Origin of the sequence: Frigidibacter sp. MR17.24 (assembly GCF_037095655.1) — a bacterium.
In the GTDB taxonomy this organism is placed as follows: Bacteria; Pseudomonadota; Alphaproteobacteria; order Rhodobacterales; family Rhodobacteraceae; genus Frigidibacter.
Genome location: NZ_JBAWKE010000008.1, coordinates 1 through 20524 on the forward strand (window position 1 = coordinate 1; position 20524 = coordinate 20524).

Here is a 20524-nt window from a genome sequence, read left to right on the forward strand (position 1 = left end):
CGAGGCGATGGTCGCGCTGGCCAAGGGTTTCGAGGGGCAGCTGACGGCGACACTGCTGATGGACGAGGCCGATGCCCCCGTCGCGCGGGCGCTTCTGCCGGTGCTGGAGCGCAAGGCGGGGCGGGTGCTGGCCAACGGCTTCCCGACCGGGGTCGAGGTCGTCGATGCGATGGTCCACGGCGGGCCCTACCCGGCCTCGACCAATTTCGGCGCCACCTCGGTCGGCACCCTCGCCATCCGCCGCTTCCTGCGACCCGTCGCCTTCCAGAACCTGCCCGAGGCGATGGTCCCGGAAGCCGGGATCGCCTGAGGCCGGCCCGCCGGGACGGCGCCGCGCGCGCCGCCCCGGTGGGGCACCGAGCGGGCCACAGGGTGGGTCACCGAGCGGGACAACAAGCGGGGCGGCGCGGCAACGGTGGCGCGACGTCGCGCAACCATCACTGGCATTTCGGCCGCCGCCGGGCTATGGCCGGGCGATCATGACTGCATCCCCCCGCACCTTCAGCCATCACCTGCGCGCCACGATTCGGCTCGCCCTGCCGCTGGCCGGAAGCCAGCTCGCGCATTTCGCGATGCATGTCACCGACACGGTGATGCTGGGCTGGTACGGGGTCGGCGCGCTGGCCGCGGGCGTCCTGGGGGCGTCGAGCTATTTCATCCTGTTCATCCTCGGCTCCGGCTTCGCCGCCGCGGCGATGGGCATGGTGGCCAGCGCCATGGCCCGCGACGACGAGACCCAGGTGCGCCGCGACGTGCGCATGGGGATCTGGCTGTCGCTGATCTATGCCTGCGTCGTCTACCCGGTGTTCTACTTCTCGGAATCGATCCTGCGGGCCCTGGGGCAGGAGCCGGCGCTTGCCGCGGCGGCGGCCGACTACCTGCGGATCATCGGCATCGGGCTGATCCCCTCGCTGGTGGTCATGGTGCTGCGCAGCTTCGCCGCCGCGCTCGAGCGGGTGTCGATCGTGCTGTGGTCGACGGTCGCCGCGGCGGGGGTGAACGCGGTGCTGAACTGGGCGCTGATCTTCGGCAACTGGGGCGCGCCCGAGCTGGGCCTGCGCGGGGCCGCGATGGCCACCGTCGGTTCGCAGCTGATCTCGCTCACGGTGGTCGGCGGCTTTGCCTACTGGCATCCGGCGATGCGGCGGTTCCGCCTGTTCCAGCGGCTGTGGCGGCCGGACTGGCCGGTGTTCCTGCACCTCGCGCGGCGGGGCCTGCCGGTCGGGCTGACGAATGTCGCCGAGGGCAGCCTGTTCAGCGCCACGGCGATGATGATGGGCTGGATCGGCACCGTCGAGCTGGCCGCGCACGGCATCGCGCTCGAGGCGGCGGCGCTGACCTTCATGATCCACATCGGCATCGGCAACGCCGCCACGGTGCGGGTGGGGCGGTTCCATGGCCTTGGCGACCTTGCCTCGATGCGCCGGGCCGGCGTGGCCGCGATCGCGGTGTCGATGGCGGTCTCGGCCTTTGTCATCGCGGTCTTCCTGGTGATGCCGGGGACGATCGTGGGGCTGTTCGTCGACCACCACGACCCGGCGGCCGCGGCGATCATCGCCTTCGGCACGACGCTGCTGGCGGTGGCGGCGATGTTCCAGCTGTTCGACGCCCAGCAGGCGCTGGCGCTGGCGCTGCTGCGCGGGGTGCAGGACACGGCGGTGCCGATGTGGATCGCGACCTTCAGCTACTGGGTGATCGGGATCCCCGTCGCCTACCTGCTGGCCTTCCCGCTGGGGCTTGGCGGCATCGGGCTGTGGTTCGGCCTCGTCTGCGGCCTGGGCTGCGCCGGGGTGCTGCTGATGGTGCGGTTCTGGCTGGGGCCCGCCCGGCGCGAGGCCGCGCCCGAAGGCGCGCTTGCGCGGGGCTGAGCCGCGGCGCCCGAGGCGGGCCCGAGGGCCCCGCCCGGGTCCGTGCCAGGTGTGCCGAGAGGCTTTGTCTCAGTCGGGTTGCGGCGCCGGCGGCGCCGCCTTCAGCACCCGGTCGGCCTTCTTCTTCACCAGCACCGTGCGCAGGTCGTGCATCGCCAGCAGCAGCGCGTCGGTGACCCGCTCCAGCTGGTCCTCGCTCGCCTTGGTCTGCACCCAGTGCGCGGTGAGGTTCATGTGGTCGATGGCGCGCAGAATGTCGTCGACGTCGCGCTCGGCCAGCTGCGCCTGACGCGCGGCAAGCCAGGCCGCGATCTCGGCGCGGTCGGCGTCGGTCAGCACCTTGTCGCCCTGGGGCCGGATCTCGCCGTTGCGGACGTTGACCGTCGCGATCTGCTCAAGCTCGAGGCGGCGCTGGCGGTTCTCGGAATCGACCCGGAACACCAGCGCCCCGTTCTCGCGCACCCGGAAGTAGTAGGCGGGCAGATCGGTCATGTGCGGGCCGGCCTCAGACGAGGCCGGCGCAGAAGGTCTTGATCCGGGCGCAGGCCTCGGTCAGCAGCGCGTCCGAGGTCGCGTAGCTGATGCGGAAGTTCGGCGACAGGCCGAAGGCCGCGCCGAAGACCACCGCGACGCCGGTCTCGTTCAGCAGCGCCGTGGCGAAGGCCTCGTCGCTGTCGATCTTCGTGCCGCCGGCCGAGGTCTTGCCGATGCAGCCCGCGACCGACGGATAGACGTAGAACGCGCCTTCCGGCATCGGGCACTTGATGCCCTCGCACTCGTTCAGCAGCCCGACCACCAGGTCGCGGCGGCGCTGGAACACCTCGCGGCTTTCGGTGATGTAGTCCTGCGGCCCGTTCAGCGCCTCGACCGCGGCCCACTGGCTGATCGACGAGGGGTTCGAGGTCGACTGAGACTGGATCATGCCCATGGCCTTGATCAGCGCCTCGGGGCCGGCGCAGTAGCCGATCCGCCAGCCGGTCATCGCATAGGCCTTGCTGACGCCGTTGCAGGTCAGCGTGCGGTCGTAAAGCTCGGGCTCGACCTCGGCTGGGGTGCAGAACTTGAAGTCGCCGAAGGACAGGTGCTCGTACATGTCGTCGGTCATCACCCAGACATGGGGATGGCGCTTCAGCACGTCGGTCAGCTCCTTCAGCTCCTCGCGCGAGTAGCCGGCGCCCGACGGGTTCGAGGGCGAGTTGAAGATGAACCACTTGGTCTTCGGCGTGATCGCCGCTTCCAGCTGCTCGCCGGTGATCTTGTAGCCGGTCTGCATCGGCCCCTCGACGAAGACGGGCTCGCCGCCGGCGAGATAGACCATGTCGGGGTAGCTGACCCAGTAGGGCGCGGGGATGATCACCTCGTCGCCGGGGTTCAGCGTCGCCACGAGCGCGTTGTAGAGGATCTGCTTGCCGCCGGTTCCGACCGAGACCTGGCTGGGCTTGTAGTGCAGGCCGTTCTCGCGCTCGAACTTGGCGCAGATCGCCTTCTTCAGCTCGGGCAGGCCGTCGACGGCGGTGTATTTCGTCTTGCCGGCATCGATCGCGGCCTTCGCGGCGGCCTTGATGTTGTCGGGGGTGTCGAAGTCCGGCTCGCCGGCCGACAGCGCGATCACGTCGCGGCCCTGGGCCGCCAGCTCGCGTGCGAGGTTCGAGACGGCGATGGTCGGCGAAGGCTTCACCCGTGCCAGCGTGTCGGAGAGGAAGGCCATGTCGGGTGCTCCGGTTTGAATCTGCCGGGCCCATGTCTTAGGCTGAGGCAAACGCAGGTTCAAGGACGAAGGAGGCCCGGAATGAGCGCCGACGTGCCGCACGGGATCACCGACCCGACTGACGAGACGACCGAGGACTACGACGCCGCCGACTGGTACGGCCCCGAGACCGCGACCTTCGGCGACCGGGTCACCGGCGCGCGCGAGGCGGCGGGGCTGTCGCGTGACGAGCTGGCGGCGCGGATGGGCATCCGGCTCGACACGCTGGTGGCCTGGGAAGAGGACATGGCCGAGCCGCGCGGCAACAAGCTGCAGATGCTCTCGGGCGTGACCGGGGTGTCGATCCCCTGGCTGCTGACCGGGGCGGGCGAGGGGCCGGGCGCGCCCGGCGCCGCCGGTTCGGGCCGCGGCGGGCTGGGACCGGCGCTGGGGCCGGTGCTGGCCGAGCTGCGGGGCCTCAGGGCCGAGATGACGGGGCTTGCCGCCCGGCTGGGGCGGCTCGAGGCGCAGCTTGTGGCGCTGGACGGAGAGACGGAATGACCATGGCACCCACCGAGACCGCCGAGGCGCGGCTCAAGCGGCTGCGGATGCGCAGCTGGCGGCGCGGCACCAAGGAGATGGACATGATCCTCGGCCCCTGGGCCGACGCGCATCTCGCGGGGCTGTCGGAGTCCCGCCTCGCGGTCTACGAGATCCTGCTCGAGGAGAACGACCAGGACCTCTACCGCTGGGTGACCTCGGCCGAGCCGGCGCCGGCCGCGATCGTCGGCCTGCTCGACGAGATCGGCGCCTTCGCGCGCGGCCGCTTCCGTCCCGGGGCCTGAGGCCCGGTCCGCGGTGGCCCCGCCGGGGGGCGCAGCCGGGGCCGCCGTTTCTCGTTAAGAAAAAATTGGGAATTCTTCCTCACGATTGCTCTCGATACCGCGAGCCCCGGGGGAGAGGATGACAGTTCACGCGCAACTGAAGGATGGCAACCGCTCGGGCTACATGCTCAGCTATCTCGACACGCTGGCGATGATCGAGCGGTTGCACCGGCTCTTGCTGGACGTGATCAAGGACGAGTTCGAACGCCTCGGCGTGCTCGAGATCAACGCGGTGCAGGCGCTGTTGCTGTTCAACATCGGCGAGAACGAGGTGACGGCGGGCGAGCTGCGGTCACGCGGCTACTACCAGGGCTCGAACGTCAGCTACAACCTGAAGAAGCTGGTCGAATCCGGCTACATGCACCACGAGCGCTGCACGATCGACCGCCGCTCGGTCCGGGTCCGCCTCACCCCCCGCGGGCGCGAGCTTCGGCAGATGGTGGCCGACCTCTTCGCCCGCCAGGCCGAACAGATCGAGGAAAGGCACACGGTCTCGCTCGACGGGTTCGAGCACATGACCACCGGCCTGCGCCGGATCGAGCGCTTCTGGTCCGACCAGATCCGCTACATCTACTGATCCGCCGCGGACCGGCTCCGCCACCGGGTCGCCTCGCCCAGGCTGCTCGATCCCGTCTTTCGCATTGGCCCAAATATCCCGGGGGTGAATTGGCCGCAGGCCAAGAGGGGGCAGCGCCCCCTCCTTCCCCCGCAACCGCTCCCGCGCTATCACCGCCGTGATGGCAGGGGGATGGCAGATGGCGAAGGCGCTGATGATCCAGGGGGCCGGCTCGAATGTCGGCAAGTCGCTGATCGTCGCCGGGCTCGCCCGCGCGGCCCGCGCCCGCGGGATCTCGGTCGCGCCGTTCAAGCCGCAGAACATGTCCAACAACGCCGCCGTGACCGTCGATGGCGGCGAGATCGGCCGCGCCCAGGCGCTGCAGGCGCGCGCGGCCGGGCTCGACCCCGTCACCGACATGAACCCGGTGCTGCTGAAGCCCGAGACCGACACCGGATCGCAGGTCGTGGTCCAGGGCCGGCGCGTGGCCACGGTGCGGGCGCGCGACTACGCGGCGATGAAGCCCGCGCTGATGGCGCCGGTGCTCGAAAGCTTCGCGCGGCTGAAGGCGCGCTTCGACCTCGTGCTGGTCGAGGGCGCGGGCTCTCCGGCCGAGGTCAACCTGCGCCCGGGCGATATCGCCAACATGGGCTTCGCGCGCGCCGCCGATGTCCCGGTGGTGATCGCGGGCGACATCGACCGCGGCGGCGTGATCGCGCAGCTCGTCGGGACCAAGGCCGTGCTCGCCCCCGAGGATGACGCCATGGTCGCGGGCTTCCTGATCAACAAGTTCCGCGGCGACCCCTCGCTGTTCGACGATGGCTACCGGCTGATCGCCGAGCGGACCGGCTGGGCCGGCTTCGGCGTGCTGCCCTTCTTTCCCGGTGCCGCCGCGCTGCCGGCCGAGGATGCGCTCGACCTGCGCGGCCAGCGCCGCGAGGGCGCGGCCAAGATCGCCTGCCTCGCGCTCAGCCGGATCGCGAATTTCGACGATCTCGACCCGCTCGCGGCCGAGCCCGGGGTCGACCTGGTGATGGTTCAGCCCGGCCAGCCGATCCCGGCCGACGCGGCGCTGGTGATCCTGCCGGGGTCGAAATCCACCCGCGGCGACCTTGCCTTCCTCCGTGCCCAGGGGTGGGAGATAGACCTTCTGGCCCATGTGCGCCGCGGCGGGCGGGTGCTGGGGATCTGCGGCGGCTACCAGATGCTGGGCACCGCCATCGCCGACCCCGACGGGATCGAGGGCCCGGCGGGCGAGGATCGCGGCCTTGGCCTTCTCGACGTCGCGACGGTCATGACCCCCGACAAGCGCCTGACCCGCACGCGCGCCCGGCATGTCGCCACCGGCACGCAGGTCGAGGGCTACGAGATCCACATCGGCAGGACCGATGGCCCGGACCGCGAGCGCCCCTTCGCCCATGTCGGGACCCGCCCCGAGGGCGCGGTCAGCCGCGATGGCCGGATCGTCGGCAGCTACCTGCACGGGCTGTTCGCCGAGGATGACTTCCGCAGGGCCTTCCTCTCCGGTCTCGGGATCGCGGCGGCCGAGGCGCCCTGGTCGGCGACGGTCGAGGCCGCGCTCGACGGGCTGGCAGCGCATCTCGAGACGCACCTGGATCTTGACGGGCTGTTCGCTCTGGCGCGCTAGAGCACGCCCAGGAACCCCAGCACGAGCGCCACCAGCAGCATCGCCCGAAGATAGAGCCCGAGCGCCCCCTTCAGGTCGCCCGCCCGCGCATCGCGTCCCGGCGCGTTGACCCAGGGCTCGGACGTCATCCGCCCGCCGTAGGAGCGTGGCCCCGAGATCCGGATCCCCAGCGCCCCGGCCATCGCGGCCTCGGGCCAGCCGGCATTGGGCGAGCGGTGGCGCCGGGCATCGGCGCGCACCGCGGCCCAGGCGGTGCGGAACCGCCCCGAGGCCAGCGCGAACAGCAGCGCCGACAGCCGCGCCGGCACGAGATTGGCCCAGTCGTCGATGATCGCGGCGGTCCGGCCGAAATCCTCGTGCCGCGGCGTGCGGTGGGCGATCATCGAATCCAGCGTGTTGATCGCCTTGTAGGCGCACAGCCCGGGCAGCCCCAGCAGAACGCCCCAGAACAGCGGCGCGATCACCCCGTCCGAGCTGTTCTCGGCCAGGCTCTCGACCGCGGCGCGGGTGACCCCGCCCTCGTCCAGCGCGTTCGGGTCGCGCCCGACGATCATCGACACCGCCTGCCGCGCCGCGCCGAGGTTCCCGGCGGCGAGCGGGCGCGCGACGGCGGCGACATGATCGTAAAGCGAGCGGGTCGCGATCAGCGGAAAGGCCAGGAGCCCGCCGACCAGCTGACCCCGCGGCCCCTCGGGCAGCAGCGCCTGCAGCACGAGGCCGGCTAGCGTCGCCACAAGGATCACCGACAGCGCGGTGAAGCTGCCGCGGGCGCGGCGCTGGGCGGGGCTGCGGCCGTCGCGGTTTAGCCGCGCGTCGAGGCCCGAGATCAGCCGGCCAAGCCAGCTGACCGGGTGGCCGATCAGCGCGTTGAGCCAGCGCGGCCAGCCGAGCGCGCCCTCGATCGCCATGCCGACCAGCATCATTCCCGCAAACATCGCCCGTCCCTGCGCCAGCCATCCCGGGCGACCCTGATCCGGCAAAACCGCGGTTCGCGCAAGTCTCAGAGCGGCAGGTTCACCGCGCCGATCGCCCAGGTGTCGCCTGGCAGCATCGTCACCCGGGTCAGCGACAGCGGCGCCACCGAGAAGGCAAGGCCGGCCCCTTCGGTCCCGAGCGCAAGCGTCAGCGCGGCGCGCACGGTCCCGGCATGGGCGACGACGGCGACGGGCCCGGGGCCGGCAAGGTCCGCGAGCGCCGGCGCGGTGCGGGCGACGAGCTGCGAAAAGCTCTCGCCCCCCGGCGGCGCATGGTCCGCCAGCGCGGCGCTGGGCAGGGGGCCAAGATCGGGGATCGATGCGGGGTCGGCCCCGTCCCAGGCGCCGAAATCCTGCTCCCACAGGCGCGGATCGGTGGTGGCGGCGGCCTCCGGGAACAGGCGCGACGCCGTGTCGCGGCAGCGCCGCGCCGGGCTGGTCACCACCCGCGCCGGGGACCCGAACGCGGCCAGCGCCGCGCGCGCGCGCGCCACCACCGCGGGGTCCAGCGCCGCCAGCGGCACGTCGCGACGCCCGGCAAGCCTGCCGCCGGCATCGGCGGGGGCGTGGCGGATCAGCCAGATCTCGGTCGGTTCCGGGCGTTGCAACAGGGGCCTTTCCGTGCTTTCTCGCGCCACGACGGGGGACGCGCATGACGGTCATACTCATCACAGGGGGCGCGCGCTCGGGCAAGAGCCGCCATGCCGAGGTCCGCGCGCAGGCGCTTGGCCCCGACCCCGTCTACGTCGCCACCTGCCCCCCGGCGGGCGAGGATGCCGAGATGGCCGCGCGCATCGACCTGCACCGGGACCGGCGCGGCCCCGAATGGCGGCTGGTCGAGGAGCCGCTCGATCTTGCCGGGGCGCTGCGCGCGACGGATGGCGGCGGGCCGCGGCTTGTCGACTGCCTGACGCTGTGGCTGTCGAACCTGATGTACCACGGCCGGGACTGGCGCGCCGAGGCCGAGGCGCTGGTGCCGGTGCTGGCCGCGCAGGCCGCGCCGGTCGTGCTGGTCACGAACGAGGTCGGGCTTGGCATCGTGCCCGACTCCGCGCTCGCCCGCGCCTTCCGCGACGCGCAGGGCACGCTGAACCAGATGATCGCCCGCGCTGCAGACGAGGTCGAATTCGTCGTCGCCGGGCTGCCGATGAGGGTGAAATGACCGACCTGACCCAGTTTCCCACGCTTGCCGGGCTTGCCGCGCGGCTGGCGGACCTGCCGGCGCCCGACGCCGCGGCCGTCGCGGCCGCCCAGGCGCGCCAGGTGCAGCTGACCAAGCCGCCCGGCAGCCTCGGACGGCTCGAGGAGCTTGCCGTGTTCCTGGCCGGCTGGCAGGGGCGCGCGCGCCCGGCGATCACGCGGGCGCAGGCGCTGGTCTTCGCCGGCAACCACGGCATCTGCGACCGCGGGGTGAACCCGTTCCCGCAGGCGGTGACCGCGCAGATGGTGGCGAATTTCAACGCGGGCGGCGCGGCGATCAACCAGCTGTCGCGGGCGGCAGGGGCCGATCTGTCGGTCGTCGCCCTCGACCTCGACCGGCCGACCCGCGACTTCACCGCCGGCGAGGCGATGGACGAGGCCGAGGTGCTGGCGGCCATGGCCGCGGGCGCGGCGGCGATCGATCCCGGGGCCTCGGTGCTGCTGCTGGGCGAGATGGGGATCGGCAATTCGACCATCGCGGCGGCGCTGGCACGGGCGGTCTTCGGCGGTCAGGCGCCCGACTGGGTCGGGCCCGGCACCGGCTCGGACGCGGGCGGCATGAGCCTGAAGGCCCGGGTGATCGAGGAGGGGATCGCCCTGCACGCGGCGCGGCTGGCCGAGCCGTTGGGCGCCTACCGCGCCTTCGGCGGGCGCGAGCAGGCGGCGATCGCCGGCGCGGTGATCGCGGCGCGGCTGGCGCGGATCCCGGTGATCCTCGACGGTTTCATCTGCACGGCCTCGGTCGCGCCGCTGGCGGCGATCCCGGGGCTTCTCGACCATTGCATCGTCGGCCATTCCAGTGCCGAGCCGGGCCATGCGCGGCTGCTGGCGGCGCTGGGCAAGCGGGCGGTGCTGGACCTGGGAATGCGGCTGGGCGAGGGGTCGGGCGCGGCGGTGGCGCTGATGGTGCTGCGCGCGGCGCTGGCGGCGCATGACGGCATGGCCACCTTCGCCGAAGCGGGCGTCTCGGACGGATGAGCCGGCTCGACGAGCTGCGCGTCGCCGGGATGCTGCTGACGCGGCTGCCCATGGGCCGGGTCGCGCGGAAGGTGCCGATCGGCGCGACCGGCTGGGCCTGGCCTGTCATCGGGGCGCTTGTCGGGCTGATCGCCGGCCTGTCGGCCGGTGTCGCAGGCGATCTGCCCGAAATCGCGGCGGGCGCCGTGGCGGTGGCGATCGGCCTGCTGGTGACCGGCGCGATGCACGAGGACGGGCTGGCGGATTGCGCCGACGGCTTCGGCGGCGGGGCCACCCGGTCGCGCAAGCTTGAGATCATGCGCGACAGTCGCCTGGGCAGCTATGGCGCGGCGGCGCTGTGCCTCGCGCTTGTCGCGAAGGCCGCGCTGATCGGCGCGGCCGGCGACGCGGCGCTAGCCTGGCTGATCGCGACCGGAGCGGCGAGCCGCGGGTTCCTGCCGCTGATGCAGGCGCTGATGCCGCAGGCCCGGGCCGAGGGGCTAGGCGCGCGGGCCGCGGGCACCGGGCGCGACGGCATCGCGGTGGCCGCCATCATCGGCGCGGTGGCGCTTGCGGTGGTGCCGGGCGGGCTTGGCGCGCTCGCGCTTCTGGCCGTGGTGCAGGGCGCGGTGGCGATGCTGGCGCGGCGCCAGATCGGCGGCGTCAGCGGCGACGTGCTGGGCGCCGCGCAGGTGCTGGGCGAGATCGCGGCCCTCGCGGTGCTGGCGGGCTAGTTCGCGGCCGCCACGCCCTCGGCCGGCCGGTCCGGCGCCGCATCGGTGTCGATCGTGACCTCGACCGACAGCCCGGGCACCAGCCGCTCTGCTTGCGGCTGTCCCGCATCGAAGCCGATGCGCACCGGGACGCGCTGCGCGACCTTGGTGAAGTTGCCGGTCGCGTTGTCGGTCTTGATCACGCTGAATTCCGACCCCGTGGCGGGCGAGAACGACTCGACATGCCCGGTCAGCCGGTCGCGCCCCAGCGCATCGACCCGGATCTGCGCAAGCTGGCCGGCCTTCATCCCGGCGACCTGCGTCTCCTTGAAGTTCGCGACCACCCAGACCCGATCTGGCACGAGACCCATCAGCTGCGTGCCGGCCGAGACATATTGCCCGACCGTCGCCGAGACCTGGCCGACGCGGCCGTCCTCGGGCGCGGTGACCGTGGTGTTGTCGAGGTCGATCCGCGCCAGCTCGACCGAGGCCCGGGCGCCGTCGACCGCCGCCACAAGCGAGGCGCGGTTGGCCTGCACCGTCTGCAGGTCCTGGCGCGCGATCTCGAGATTGGCCTGCTGCTGGTGCAGCGCGGCCCGGCCGCTGTCGAGCGCGGCGCGCGCGTCGTCGGCATCGACCTGGTTGACGACGCCGCGCTCGCGCAGCGGCGCGGTGCGGTCCCAGTTCGCCTGCGCGGCGCGCAGCGTGGCCTGGGCGGATTCGACATTCGCCTCGGCTGCCGCGATCGCCGCCTCGGCCGAGGCCTTCGATTGCTCCCAGTTGGCAAGGCCGGCCTGCTGCTGTTCCAGCTGCGCCTGCGCCTGGGCGAGGTTCTGGCGATAGATCCGGTCGTCGATCTGCACCAGCACGTCGCCGGCATGCACCTGCTGGAAGTCCCGCACCCGGACCTCGGCGATGTGGCCAGCGGCCTGCGGCGCCACGAAGGTGACCTTGCCGCGGACATAGGCATTGTCCGTCGTCTCGACCGCGGTGTCGAAGGGCGGCAGGTCCCAGGCCCAGAGGATGAGCCCGATGCCGGTGGCGCCCGCGAGGACGGCGGCGATGGTGGAGGGGGATTTCAGCGGATTGGCCATGGCATGTACCGGGGTTGATCAGGAGGTGACCGCCGCGCCCGGCGCCGCCGCGCGGCGGGCCCTGAGCGCGATGATCGTCATGTGGACGAGAAGCGCGGCCAGCGCGAAGGCGGCCAGCGCGGCGATGATCTCGAAGGCGTCGCCATAGGCCAGCACCGTCGCCTCGCGGCTGACGACGCTGGACAGCGACCCGAGCCCCTGCGCCTGCTGCGCGCCCGAGCTGGTCAGGACGTGCGAATAGGCGGCGCCGTACTGGCCGATGCGCTCGGTCACCAAGGGATCGGTGGCAGGCAGGGATTCCGACAGCGCGTTGGTGTGGTAGGCGCCGCGCATCTGGATGAAGGTGCTGAACATGGCCGAGCCGATCATCCCGCCGGTGATCTGGGTGCACAGGAACACCGCGACGAAGGACGACAGGTAGACCGGGCCCTTCGGCAGCGCCTCGCGCATGCCCTTGGCCATCGACGGCGGCAGGAACAGGCCCGTCGCCACCGCGATCATCGCCTGGCTGACCAGCATGTCGGTGGGCCGGGTCTGGCTGGTGACGTGGCTGTCCATCCAGGCGCCGCAGACCAGCAGCGCCAGCGAGACCGCGTGGAGCGCGGGTTCGCGGCCCTCTTTCAGCGTCGCGGCGCAGATGAAGGCGCCCGTCAGCGTCGCAAGCAGGATGACGCCGTAGAGAAGCCGCATCTGCGCGTTCAGGATGCCAAGCGTCTGGAACATGCCCGGCGCGCCGCTGGCCTGTTCGGACAGCACCATCCGGAAGATCAGCAGCGCCGCCGCGAAATGCAGCACCGAGGGCGAGAACACCCAGCGCAGGTCGATCAGCGGCGTCTCGCGGTTCAGCTCGAGCACCGCGGTCAGCGTCAGCGCCAGGATCGCCCCCGCCAGCGTCCAGCCGAGCCAGGGCGCGTCGAGCCACCAGTACAGCCGTCCCATCACCGCGACGATGGTGATCGCGCCAAGCCCGGTCGCCAGCAGCGCATAGCTGAGCAGGTCGCGCCAGTGGATCACCTTGGCGCGCGGCACCGGCGTCAGCGGCAGCTTGTAGACGAAGACGAGCGAGATCAGCACCAGGCCCAGTTCGGCCGCGGTGATCGTGTGCCAGCCGCCATTGTCGATCAGCGGGGGCGAGATCAGCCGCGCGACCGGCGTGCCGATGGTCAGGAAGGTGATCCCCAGCGTCAGCCCGACGGTCAGCTTTTTCTCGGGCGGGAAGGCCTCGAGCATGTAGAAGATCGCCAGCGTCGAGATCGGCGCCGCGGCCACCCCCCACATGAACCGCACCGCCATCGCCGAGCGCAGGTCGTCGGACAGGAAGCTGAGCAGCACCACCGCCACGAACCCGAGGATCGAGACCTCGCCGAAGGCGCGCAGCCCGAATTGCGAGCGCGCCTTGATCAGCAGGATCGACAGCGAGGCCTGCGGCGCCATGTAGGCCGCGATCAGCCAGCTGGTTTCGACCACGGTGGCGCTGAGGCTGCCCTGAAGCTGCTGCACGTTGGTCGAGACCAGCGACAGTCCCAGCCCGCGCGACAGCGCGAGCACGACCGAGGCGATCATGTAGAGGGTGCGCTTCTGCAGGGGCATCGGCGGCGGCGCGGGGGGGGCGGCCCCGGCGTCGGCCGCGCCGTCCTGCGGCGCCGGATCCGCGGCCGCCGATCCTGTGGATTGCGGTGCGGCCTGCGCTGCGGCCGACCCCGGGCCCGACGCCGGAGACGGCGCCGCCACCGGCTCGGTGGGGCGCTGCGGATCGTCCGGGGCGCGGCTCATCGCGCGGCCCGCCGCTCGCGCAGGGGGGGCGTCTCGCCCGCGCCGCTGTCGAATTCCTGCCCGATCGTGGCCAGCACGCGCTCCAGCACGGCCGTGGCGGCGCGCAGGTCGTCATCCTCGATGCCGGTCAGGATCCGTTCGCGCAGGTCGCGGGCGAAGCCGGTCAGGACCTTGGCCTCTTCGGTCCCCGCCGCGGTCAGCTCGACCCGCTTCAGCCGGCGGTCGCCCTCGACCTGGCAGCGGATCACCAGCCCCTTCTTCTCGACCCCGTCCAGCAGCGACACGACCGAGGGCTGCTCGATCTCCAGCGCCTGGGCGATTTCGGTCTGCGTCTTGCCGCCCTCGTCGTGCAGCATGATCAGCAGGCGCGCGCGCGACAGCGTCAGCCCGCGCTCGCGCACCCGCGCGTCGTAAAGGGTGCGCAGCTTGCGGTTCATCACGATCATCGTGTCGAAGAAGGCGGCGTTGAGAGCTGGATCGGACATGGTGCACCAACTTGGTGTCGTCAAAACTGTTAGACCACTAATTGGTTATATTGCGTCCTAGTTCAAGAGCATTCTGCGGCGCGGCACGGCGCCTGACGGCATCCTGGAAAACGCCGCCGTCACAGACGATTTCGGCTATGGAACCCCGCCAGACAGCCGCCGTTGTGGGGTAATTCGTTCCATTTCAGACTGTTACTTTTCGGAATCTGGCCGCGACATTGCCTTCCGTCCGGGGGGCCGCGCCCCCGTTGGCCGTAGCCCTGCGCCCGGCGCAGATCGGGTCTACCGAGCCGGGGCCGCGGCTCTGGCGCAGACAGGAACCGACGGCCGGGGTTCCCCTTTCCCCGGACAGGCCGCTCCCATCTCGGTCGCGGTCCCGCGTCACGAGGCGCGGCCCCGGCAGTTTCCCGCAGGGCATGTTCGGCTCGCCCCGGCTTCGGCGGTGGCGTGCCCACGGCGCGATCTGCCAGAGCGCCATGCCAAACAGCGCCTTCGTCGACAGGCAGGTCTGACTGGCGTTCGTGGGGAAAACAGTCCCCCGGACGGCTTTCTGATCCTGCTCGCCGCTGCAGGTCCGCCGGGTCTCGCGGCACGCCGATCATCCGCGGTCTGGACGCCCGGGGGGGCGGAGGGCTAAGCCCGTGATACCGTCGCGGCCGATCCCCGGGCCGCGCCCTGCAGGTAAGGATGTGCCATGCACCCGCTGCCCCGGATCGAGGCCTTTTCCGACGATTTGACCGCGCTGCGCCGCGATTTCCACCGCCACCCCGAGATCGGCTTTCAAGAGCACCGGACCTCGGCCCGGATCGCCGAACTGCTGGCGGGCTGGGGCGTCGAGGTCACCACCGGCATCGGCGGCACCGGCGTCGTGGGCGTGCTGCAGGGCGCGCGGCCGGGCCGCAGCATCGGCCTGCGCGCCGACATGGACGCGCTGCCGATGGACGAACGCACCAACCTGCCCTACGCCTCGGTCAACGAGGGCGTGTTCCACGGCTGCGGCCATGACGGGCACGTGACGATGCTGCTGGGCGCCGCGCGCTATCTGGCCGAGACGCGGGACTTCGCCGGCCGCGCGATCTTCATCTTCCAGCCCGCCGAAGAGGGGCTGGGCGGTGCGCGCGCGATGCTGGCCGACGGGCTGTTCGACCGCTTCCCCTGCGACGAACTCTACGGGCTGCACAACTCGCCCTACGACACTTTGGGCGACCTCAGGATCCGGCCCGGCGTGGCGCAGGCGGGCGCCGCCTTCTTCGACATCCGCATCGAGGGGCGGGGTGCGCATGGCGCCGCGCCGCACATGGGCCGCGACCCGGTGGCGATCGGGGCCGCACTGGTGGCCGAGCTGCAGCAGATCGTCTCGCGCGAGGTCGATCCGACCCATCCGGCCGTGGTCTCCGTCACCCGGTTCCAGTCGGGCAGCGCCTACAACGTGATCCCGGACGTGGCCGAGCTGGCAGGGACCTGCCGCTTCCTGCACGCCTCGGACGAGGCGCTGATCGGGGCGCGGATGCAGGCGATCTGCGACGGCATGGCGCTGGCGCATGGCGTCGGCATCACGCTGGACCTGCGCCACGTGTTCAGCGTGCTCGAGAACGATCCGGGCCGGGTGCGCGATCTGATCGCCGTCGCATCCGAGGTGATGGGCGAGGGGGCGCGCGCCGATGCAGAGCTGACGATGGGGTCCGAGGACATGGCCGACCTGCTGGCGGTGGTGCCCGGCGCCTTCTTCAACCTCGGGCACGGCGGCTCGGTGCCGCTGCACAACCCGGGCTTCGTCTTCGACGACTCGGTCCTGCCGCTGGGCTCGAGCGTCTTCGCCCGGCTGGTCGAGCGGCGCGGCGCCGCGGCCTCCTGAGTCGCGCCGGCCGCCGATTTCCGGCCCGCACAAAAAATACGCATCAGTGCCCAGGCTGCGCGCACCCCGGTCCGAAAGGCCGGGGCGCCGTCGCTTGAGGCTTGCCTGACGTCCGCAAACACGCAACTGATCCATTATTCGGAACTGTAGTTCCAATAAATGGAACATATCTGCGGAATGTCGATCCTTCACAACGCGTCTGATGTGCTGCGCTGCTTCGGTACCGGGTGTTCGGACATCACGGTGACCGAGGTCTCGACCCGTCTGGGGCTGCCCAAGGCCTCGGCCTCGCGGCTGCTGAAGGCGATGCGCGACTGCGGCATGCTGGAAGAGATCGGCGGCACCCGGCGCCACCGGCCCGGACGCATGATGCTCGACCTCGCTGCGGCGTTCCGGCATTCATCCGGCCTGATCGGCCGCGCGGGCGAGGTCGTCGCCGCGGCCAGCCGGCGCTTCGGGCATACCGGCTACATCTCGCTGCGCGACGGGTTCGAGGTCACGGCGATCGCGGATTTCGAGGGCACGAACCAGCTGCGGGTCGTGTCGAACATCGGCCGCCGGCTGCCCGCCCATGCCTGCTCGACCGGCCGCACGCTGCTTGCGCGCCTGCCCGAGGCCGAGGTCGCGCGGCTTTATGCCGGGCACCCCGAGCTTGAGCTGCTGCTGTCGCGGCTCGCGCAGGTGCGCGCCGAGGGGTTCGCCGTCTCGACGCAGGAAACCACGCTGGGGGTCGAGGGCATCGCCATCGCCGTCGCCGACCCGGCCACCGACGAGGTCGTCAGCCTCTGCCTCGTCTATCCCCATACCCTGGTCACCCCGGAGGAGCGCGACGAGATGATCGCGATGCTCGCCGAGGGCGCCGGGGAGATCGCCGCCTCGCTGGGCGACGCGGCCTTCATGCAGCCCCTTCTCAAGAACAGGATCCCGCAATGAGCCCTGCCACCCCCCGCTGGCGCGTCGGTTTCGACATCGGCGGCACCTTCACCGACTTCGTGCTCTATGACGGCCAGACCGCGAGCGTGGCGCTGCACAAGCGGCTGACCACCCCGCACGACCCGTCCGAGGCCGCGCTGAAGGGTCTGGACGAGATCCTGGAAATGAACGGCGTCACCCATGCCGAGGTCGGCGAGATCGTGCACGGCACCACGCTGGTCACCAACGCGGTGATCGAGCGCAAGGGCGCGCCGGTCGGGCTGATCACCACCGAGGGCTTCCGCGACGTGCTCGAGGCCGGGACCGAGCAGCGCTATGACATCTACGACCTGTTCGTGACCTTCCCCGAGCCGATGGTGCGGCGCGACCTGCGGCTGGAAGTGGCCGAGCGGATCGACGCGACCGGCGCGGTGGTCACGGCGCTTGACGAGGCGGCGGTGCTGCGCGCGGCGGGCGCGCTGGTGGCCGCCGGCTGCGAGGCGATCGCGGTCGCCTTCCTGCATTCCTACATCAACCCCGACCACGAGCGCCGCGCGGGCGAGATCATCCGCACGGCCTTCCCGGGCGTCTCGGTTTCGCTTTCGGCCGAGGTCGTGGCCGAGATGGGCGAATACCAGCGGATCGTGACCACGGCCGCCAATGCCTTCGTGCAGCCGCTGATGCACCGCTACCTGACCAGGCTGGAAGGCGCGCTGCGGGGGCAGGGCTTCACCGGACCGCTGCGGCTGATGCATTCGGCGGGCGGGCTCGTCTCGCTCGAGACCGCGCGCGACTTCCCGATCCGGCTCCTGGAAAGCGGCCCCGCCGGCGGCGGTCTTGCCACCGCGCTCTTCGGCCGCGCCGCGGGGCTCGAGGACGTGATCTCGTTCGACATGGGCGGCACCACCGCCAAGGCCTGCATGATCGAGCATGGCCGCGCCGAAGTCGCCCCGATGATGGAGGCCGCGCGCGTCCACCGCTTCACCAAGGGCTCGGGCCTGCCGATCAAGGCGCCGGTGATCGAGATGATCGAGATCGGTGCCGGCGGCGGCTCGATCGCGGCGATCGACGAGGTCGGGCTGCTGAAGGTCGGCCCGCATTCGGCCAGCTCTGACCCGGGGCCGGCCTGCTACGGCATGGGCGGGCTGCAGCCGACCGTGACGGACGCGAACCTCGTTCTGGGCTATTACGACCCCGGCTTCTTCCTTGGCGGGCGCATGACGCTCGACCTGCCCGCCGCGCGTGACGCGATCGGCCGCGTGGCCGCGCCGTTGGGCCTCGGGATCGAGGAGGCGGCGCTGGGCATCCACAAGGTCGTGGTCGAAAGCATGGCCTCGGCCGCGCGGGTCCACCTTGTCGAGCGCGGCAAGGACCCGCGGCAATACGCGATGGTGGGCTTCGGCGGTGCCGGTCCCGCCCATGCCGTCGACGTCGCCCGCGCGATGGGCATCGCCAAGGTGCTGGTGCCGCCGGCCTCGGGCGCGGCCTCGGCGCTGGGCTTCCTTGCCGCGCCGCTGTCGCACGAGGGCGTGCGCTCGCAGCGCATCGAGCTGGCGCCGGGCTTCGACGTCGCCGCGATGAACGCGATCTTCGAGGGGCTGGAGGCCGAGGGCCTGCACCACCTCGACCGCGCGGGCGTGGCCGCGGCGGACGCGGTGATCGAGCGGACCGCCGACATGCGCCTTGTCGGCCAGATGCACGAGATCTCGGTCGCGCTGCCCGCCGGCCCGATCACCGAGGCCGACCTGCCCGCGATCCGCGACGCCTTCGTCGCCACCTATTCGACCCGCTTCGCCGCCCCGTTCGAGGGCGCGCGCTTCGAGGCGGTGAACTTCCGGTCGCGCGTCTCGGGCCCGGTGCCGGAACTGGCGCTGACCGGCGCCGCCGGCGGCGGCGACACCGGCACCAAGGTCAAGTCGGTGCGCACCTGCCACTTCGAGGAGGGTGCGTTCGAGACCAGGGTCTACGACCGCTATGCCCTGCGCCCCGGTGACGAGATCGCCGGCCCCGCGATCATCGAGGAGCGGGAATCGACCACCGTCGTCGGCCCGTCGGACAAGGTGACGATCGACGACAGCCTCACCCTGTGCGTCGAGATCGGCTCGCTTCCCGCCGCCGACGCGCTGGTGACCGAGGGCATGTCGCGCGCCGAGGCCGTGGCCCGGATCGAGGCCGACCCGATCGGGCTTGAGATCATGTGGTCGCGGTTGGTGAACGTGGTCGAGGAGATGTGGCTGACCGTCTGCCGCACCGCCTTCTCGCTGGTGATCGCGGAAAGCCAGGACTTCGCCTGCGAGCTTCTGGACAAGGACGGCGAGACGCTGGCGCACAGCCCCCGCGCGATGCCGGTCTTCAACCTGACGCTGCCGCTTGCCGTGAAGGCGCTGCTGAAGCGCTACCCGGCCGAGACGCTGAAGCCGGGCGACGTGCTGATCACCAACGATCCCTGGCTTTGTGCCGGGCACCTGTTCGACATCGCCATCGTCACGCCGGCCTTCCGCAACGGCAAGCTCGTGGGCCTGATGGGCACGGTGGGCCATGTCTCGGACATCGGCGGCACCAAGGATTCGCTGCGCGCCCGCGAGATCTTCGAAGAGGGCCTGCAGATCCCGCCGATGAAGCTGATCGACGCGGGCAAGCCCAACGAGAGCCTGATCGAGCTGATCCGCGAGAACGTGCGCAACCCCGACCAGGTGCTGGGCGACATCTTCTCGTTCGTCGCCGCCAACGAACTCGGGGCCGAGCGGCTGCGGGCCTTCATGTCGGACTACGGCATGGCGGACCTCGGCGCGCTGGCCGAGGTGGTGCAGGGCCTGTCGGAAAAGGCGATGCGCGACGCGATCCGGGCGATCCCGGATGGCGACTACCACTCGGTCATCACCAACAACCCGCTGGGCGAGGTGCTGACCTACCCGGTCAAGGTGACGGTGGCGGGCGACAGCCTGTCGGTCGATTTCGACGGCGCGCCGCCGCAGCTTGCGCAGGGCGGCCTGAACTCGACCCTGAACTACACCGCGGCGCACACGACCTATCCGCTGAAATGCATGCTCACCCCCACGGTGCGCGGCAATGCCGGCTGCTACCGGCCGTTCTCGGTGACGGCGCCCGAGGGCTCGATCCTGAACCCGCAGCGCCCGGCGGCGGTGAACATCCGCACCCGCACCGGCTGGTACATCGCCCCGAACGTCTTCGCCGCGCTGTCGGATGCGGCGCCCGACGCCGTGCAGTCGCACACCGGCCTGCCGACGGTGGCCAATGTCTATGGCAAGGACGCGCAGGGGCGGCTCTATTCCGACATGCTGTTCTCGGGCGGCGGCCAGGGCGGCTCGGCCCGCGGCGACGGGCAGTCGGCGCTGCTGTGGCCGACCTCGGCGGCCAACACCTCGATCGAGCTGATGGAAAGCCGCGCGCCGATCCTGGTGATCGAGAAGACCTTCGCGCAGGACTCGGGCGGCGCCGGCAAGATGCGCGGCGGCCTTGGTCAGCGCGTGCGCTTCCGCAAGATCGCCGACGACGGCCTGCCGATGCTGGCCTCGATCTACCCCGAGGGCGTCAACAACCCGATCGACGGGCTGTTCGGCGGCCATCCCGGCGGCTCGGCGCTGGGCCGGATCCTGTCGCCCGAGGGCGAGGTGACCCGCGACCTGGGCACCGGCGATCTGGTGACGCTGACCAGGGCCAGCGAGATCGTCGAGATCGTGCTGGCGGGCGGCGCGGGCTATGGCCCGGCGGCCGAACGCGACCCTGCGGCGGTCTCGCGCGACCTCGCGCTGGGCTACATCAGCCCCGAACACGCGGCCGCCTTCTACGGCGTGACCGCGCCGACGCCGGTCGACGAGGCCGCCGACCAGCCGGTGAAATGACAACCAAGGGCCGCCGGAGCCAACCGGCGGCCGCCCCCGACCCGGCCGCCCCGCG

General features: G+C 71.6%; 18 protein-coding genes and 1 pseudogene. 12 read left to right on the plus strand and 7 right to left on the minus strand.

Going from position 1 to position 20524, the window contains the following annotated elements:
* A pseudogene (locus V8J39_RS19035) lies at window positions 1-310 on the plus strand (aldehyde dehydrogenase (NADP(+))); the annotation flags it as partial.
* A gap of 169 nt (window positions 311-479) precedes the next feature.
* Entirely contained in the window at window positions 480-1868 is a 1389-nt protein-coding gene (locus V8J39_RS19040) for an MATE family efflux transporter (RefSeq protein ID WP_336462547.1), read from the plus strand.
* Window positions 1869-1937: 69 nt separating this feature from the next.
* On the opposite strand, the gene V8J39_RS19045 is transcribed toward V8J39_RS19040, so the two are convergent.
* Window positions 1938-2360, minus strand: a complete 423-nt coding sequence (locus V8J39_RS19045; RefSeq protein ID WP_336462548.1) for a hypothetical protein — start codon at window positions 2358-2360, stop codon at window positions 1938-1940.
* Window positions 2361-2373: 13 nt separating this feature from the next.
* Window positions 2374-3576 (minus strand): pyridoxal phosphate-dependent aminotransferase, encoded by a 1203-nt coding sequence (locus V8J39_RS19050; protein ID WP_336462549.1) that lies wholly within the window; start codon window positions 3574-3576, stop codon window positions 2374-2376.
* 81 nt (window positions 3577-3657) lie between these two features.
* On the opposite strand from V8J39_RS19050, the gene V8J39_RS19055 reads away from it, so the two are divergent.
* From V8J39_RS19055 to V8J39_RS19070, 4 genes are all read left to right on the plus strand, one after another.
* Window positions 3658-4116 carry a helix-turn-helix domain-containing protein gene (locus tag V8J39_RS19055; RefSeq protein WP_336462550.1) on the plus strand — a complete coding sequence of 153 codons (459 nt, stop codon included), beginning with the start codon at window positions 3658-3660 and terminating at the stop codon, window positions 4114-4116.
* Between the two features lie 2 nt (window positions 4117-4118).
* A complete protein-coding gene (locus V8J39_RS19060; RefSeq protein WP_442902620.1) occupies window positions 4119-4400 on the plus strand; it encodes an FAD assembly factor SdhE in 282 nt (93 codons plus the stop codon).
* 118 nt (window positions 4401-4518) lie between these two features.
* Window positions 4519-5016 (plus strand): MarR family winged helix-turn-helix transcriptional regulator, encoded by a 498-nt coding sequence (locus V8J39_RS19065; RefSeq protein ID WP_336462552.1) that lies wholly within the window; start codon window positions 4519-4521, stop codon window positions 5014-5016.
* 178 nt (window positions 5017-5194) lie between these two features.
* Window positions 5195-6643, plus strand: coding sequence for a cobyric acid synthase (locus tag V8J39_RS19070; RefSeq protein ID WP_336462553.1), 1449 nt, complete (start codon window positions 5195-5197; stop codon window positions 6641-6643).
* On the opposite strand, the gene cbiB is transcribed toward V8J39_RS19070, so the two are convergent.
* Window positions 6640-7578: an adenosylcobinamide-phosphate synthase CbiB gene (gene cbiB / locus V8J39_RS19075; protein ID WP_336462554.1), complete on the minus strand. Its 939-nt coding sequence runs from the start codon at window positions 7576-7578 to the stop codon at window positions 6640-6642. The two genes, V8J39_RS19070 and cbiB, sit on opposite strands and share 4 nt — an antisense overlap.
* A gap of 65 nt (window positions 7579-7643) precedes the next feature.
* The gene (locus V8J39_RS19080) at window positions 7644-8225 is read right to left on the minus strand and encodes a histidine phosphatase family protein (protein WP_336462555.1); all 582 of its coding nucleotides are present in this window, start codon (window positions 8223-8225) and stop codon (window positions 7644-7646) included.
* Window positions 8226-8269: 44 nt separating this feature from the next.
* On the opposite strand from V8J39_RS19080, the gene cobU reads away from it, so the two are divergent.
* The 3 genes from cobU to V8J39_RS19095 are packed head-to-tail and all read left to right on the plus strand — an operon-like array spanning window position 8270 to window position 10508.
* The gene (cobU, locus tag V8J39_RS19085) at window positions 8270-8779 is read left to right on the plus strand and encodes a bifunctional adenosylcobinamide kinase/adenosylcobinamide-phosphate guanylyltransferase (RefSeq protein ID WP_336462556.1); all 510 of its coding nucleotides are present in this window, start codon (window positions 8270-8272) and stop codon (window positions 8777-8779) included.
* Window positions 8776-9795 (plus strand): nicotinate-nucleotide--dimethylbenzimidazole phosphoribosyltransferase, encoded by a 1020-nt coding sequence (gene cobT / locus V8J39_RS19090; protein WP_336462557.1) that lies wholly within the window; start codon window positions 8776-8778, stop codon window positions 9793-9795. The genes cobU and cobT overlap by 4 nt, the downstream gene beginning before the upstream one ends.
* On the plus strand, window positions 9792-10508 hold the full coding sequence (locus tag V8J39_RS19095) for an adenosylcobinamide-GDP ribazoletransferase (protein ID WP_336462558.1): 717 nt from the start codon (window positions 9792-9794) through the stop codon (window positions 10506-10508). Before cobT ends, V8J39_RS19095 begins: the two co-directional genes overlap by 4 nt.
* Here the strand turns inward: V8J39_RS19095 and V8J39_RS19100 are convergent.
* From V8J39_RS19100 to V8J39_RS19110, 3 genes are all read right to left on the minus strand, one after another.
* Window positions 10505-11581 (minus strand): HlyD family secretion protein, encoded by a 1077-nt coding sequence (locus V8J39_RS19100; RefSeq protein ID WP_336462559.1) that lies wholly within the window; start codon window positions 11579-11581, stop codon window positions 10505-10507. The genes V8J39_RS19095 and V8J39_RS19100 overlap by 4 nt on opposite strands.
* 18 nt (window positions 11582-11599) lie before the next feature.
* On the minus strand, window positions 11600-13171 hold the full coding sequence (locus tag V8J39_RS19105; protein ID WP_336462560.1) for an MFS transporter: 1572 nt from the start codon (window positions 13169-13171) through the stop codon (window positions 11600-11602).
* 179 nt (window positions 13172-13350) lie between these two features.
* Entirely contained in the window at window positions 13351-13839 is a 489-nt protein-coding gene (locus V8J39_RS19110; protein ID WP_336462561.1) for a MarR family winged helix-turn-helix transcriptional regulator, read from the minus strand.
* Window positions 13840-14533: 694 nt separating this feature from the next.
* Between V8J39_RS19110 and V8J39_RS19115 the strand changes: the two genes are divergently transcribed.
* From V8J39_RS19115 to V8J39_RS19125, 3 genes are all read left to right on the plus strand, one after another.
* Window positions 14534-15694 (plus strand): amidohydrolase, encoded by a 1161-nt coding sequence (locus V8J39_RS19115; protein ID WP_336462562.1) that lies wholly within the window; start codon window positions 14534-14536, stop codon window positions 15692-15694.
* A gap of 177 nt (window positions 15695-15871) precedes the next feature.
* Window positions 15872-16627 (plus strand): IclR family transcriptional regulator, encoded by a 756-nt coding sequence (locus V8J39_RS19120; protein WP_336462563.1) that lies wholly within the window; start codon window positions 15872-15874, stop codon window positions 16625-16627.
* Complete coding sequence (locus V8J39_RS19125) at window positions 16624-20469, plus strand: hydantoinase B/oxoprolinase family protein (protein WP_336462564.1); 3846 nt, start codon at window positions 16624-16626, stop codon at window positions 20467-20469. The genes V8J39_RS19120 and V8J39_RS19125 overlap by 4 nt, the downstream gene beginning before the upstream one ends.
* The last annotated feature ends 55 nt before the right edge of the window (window positions 20470-20524 follow it).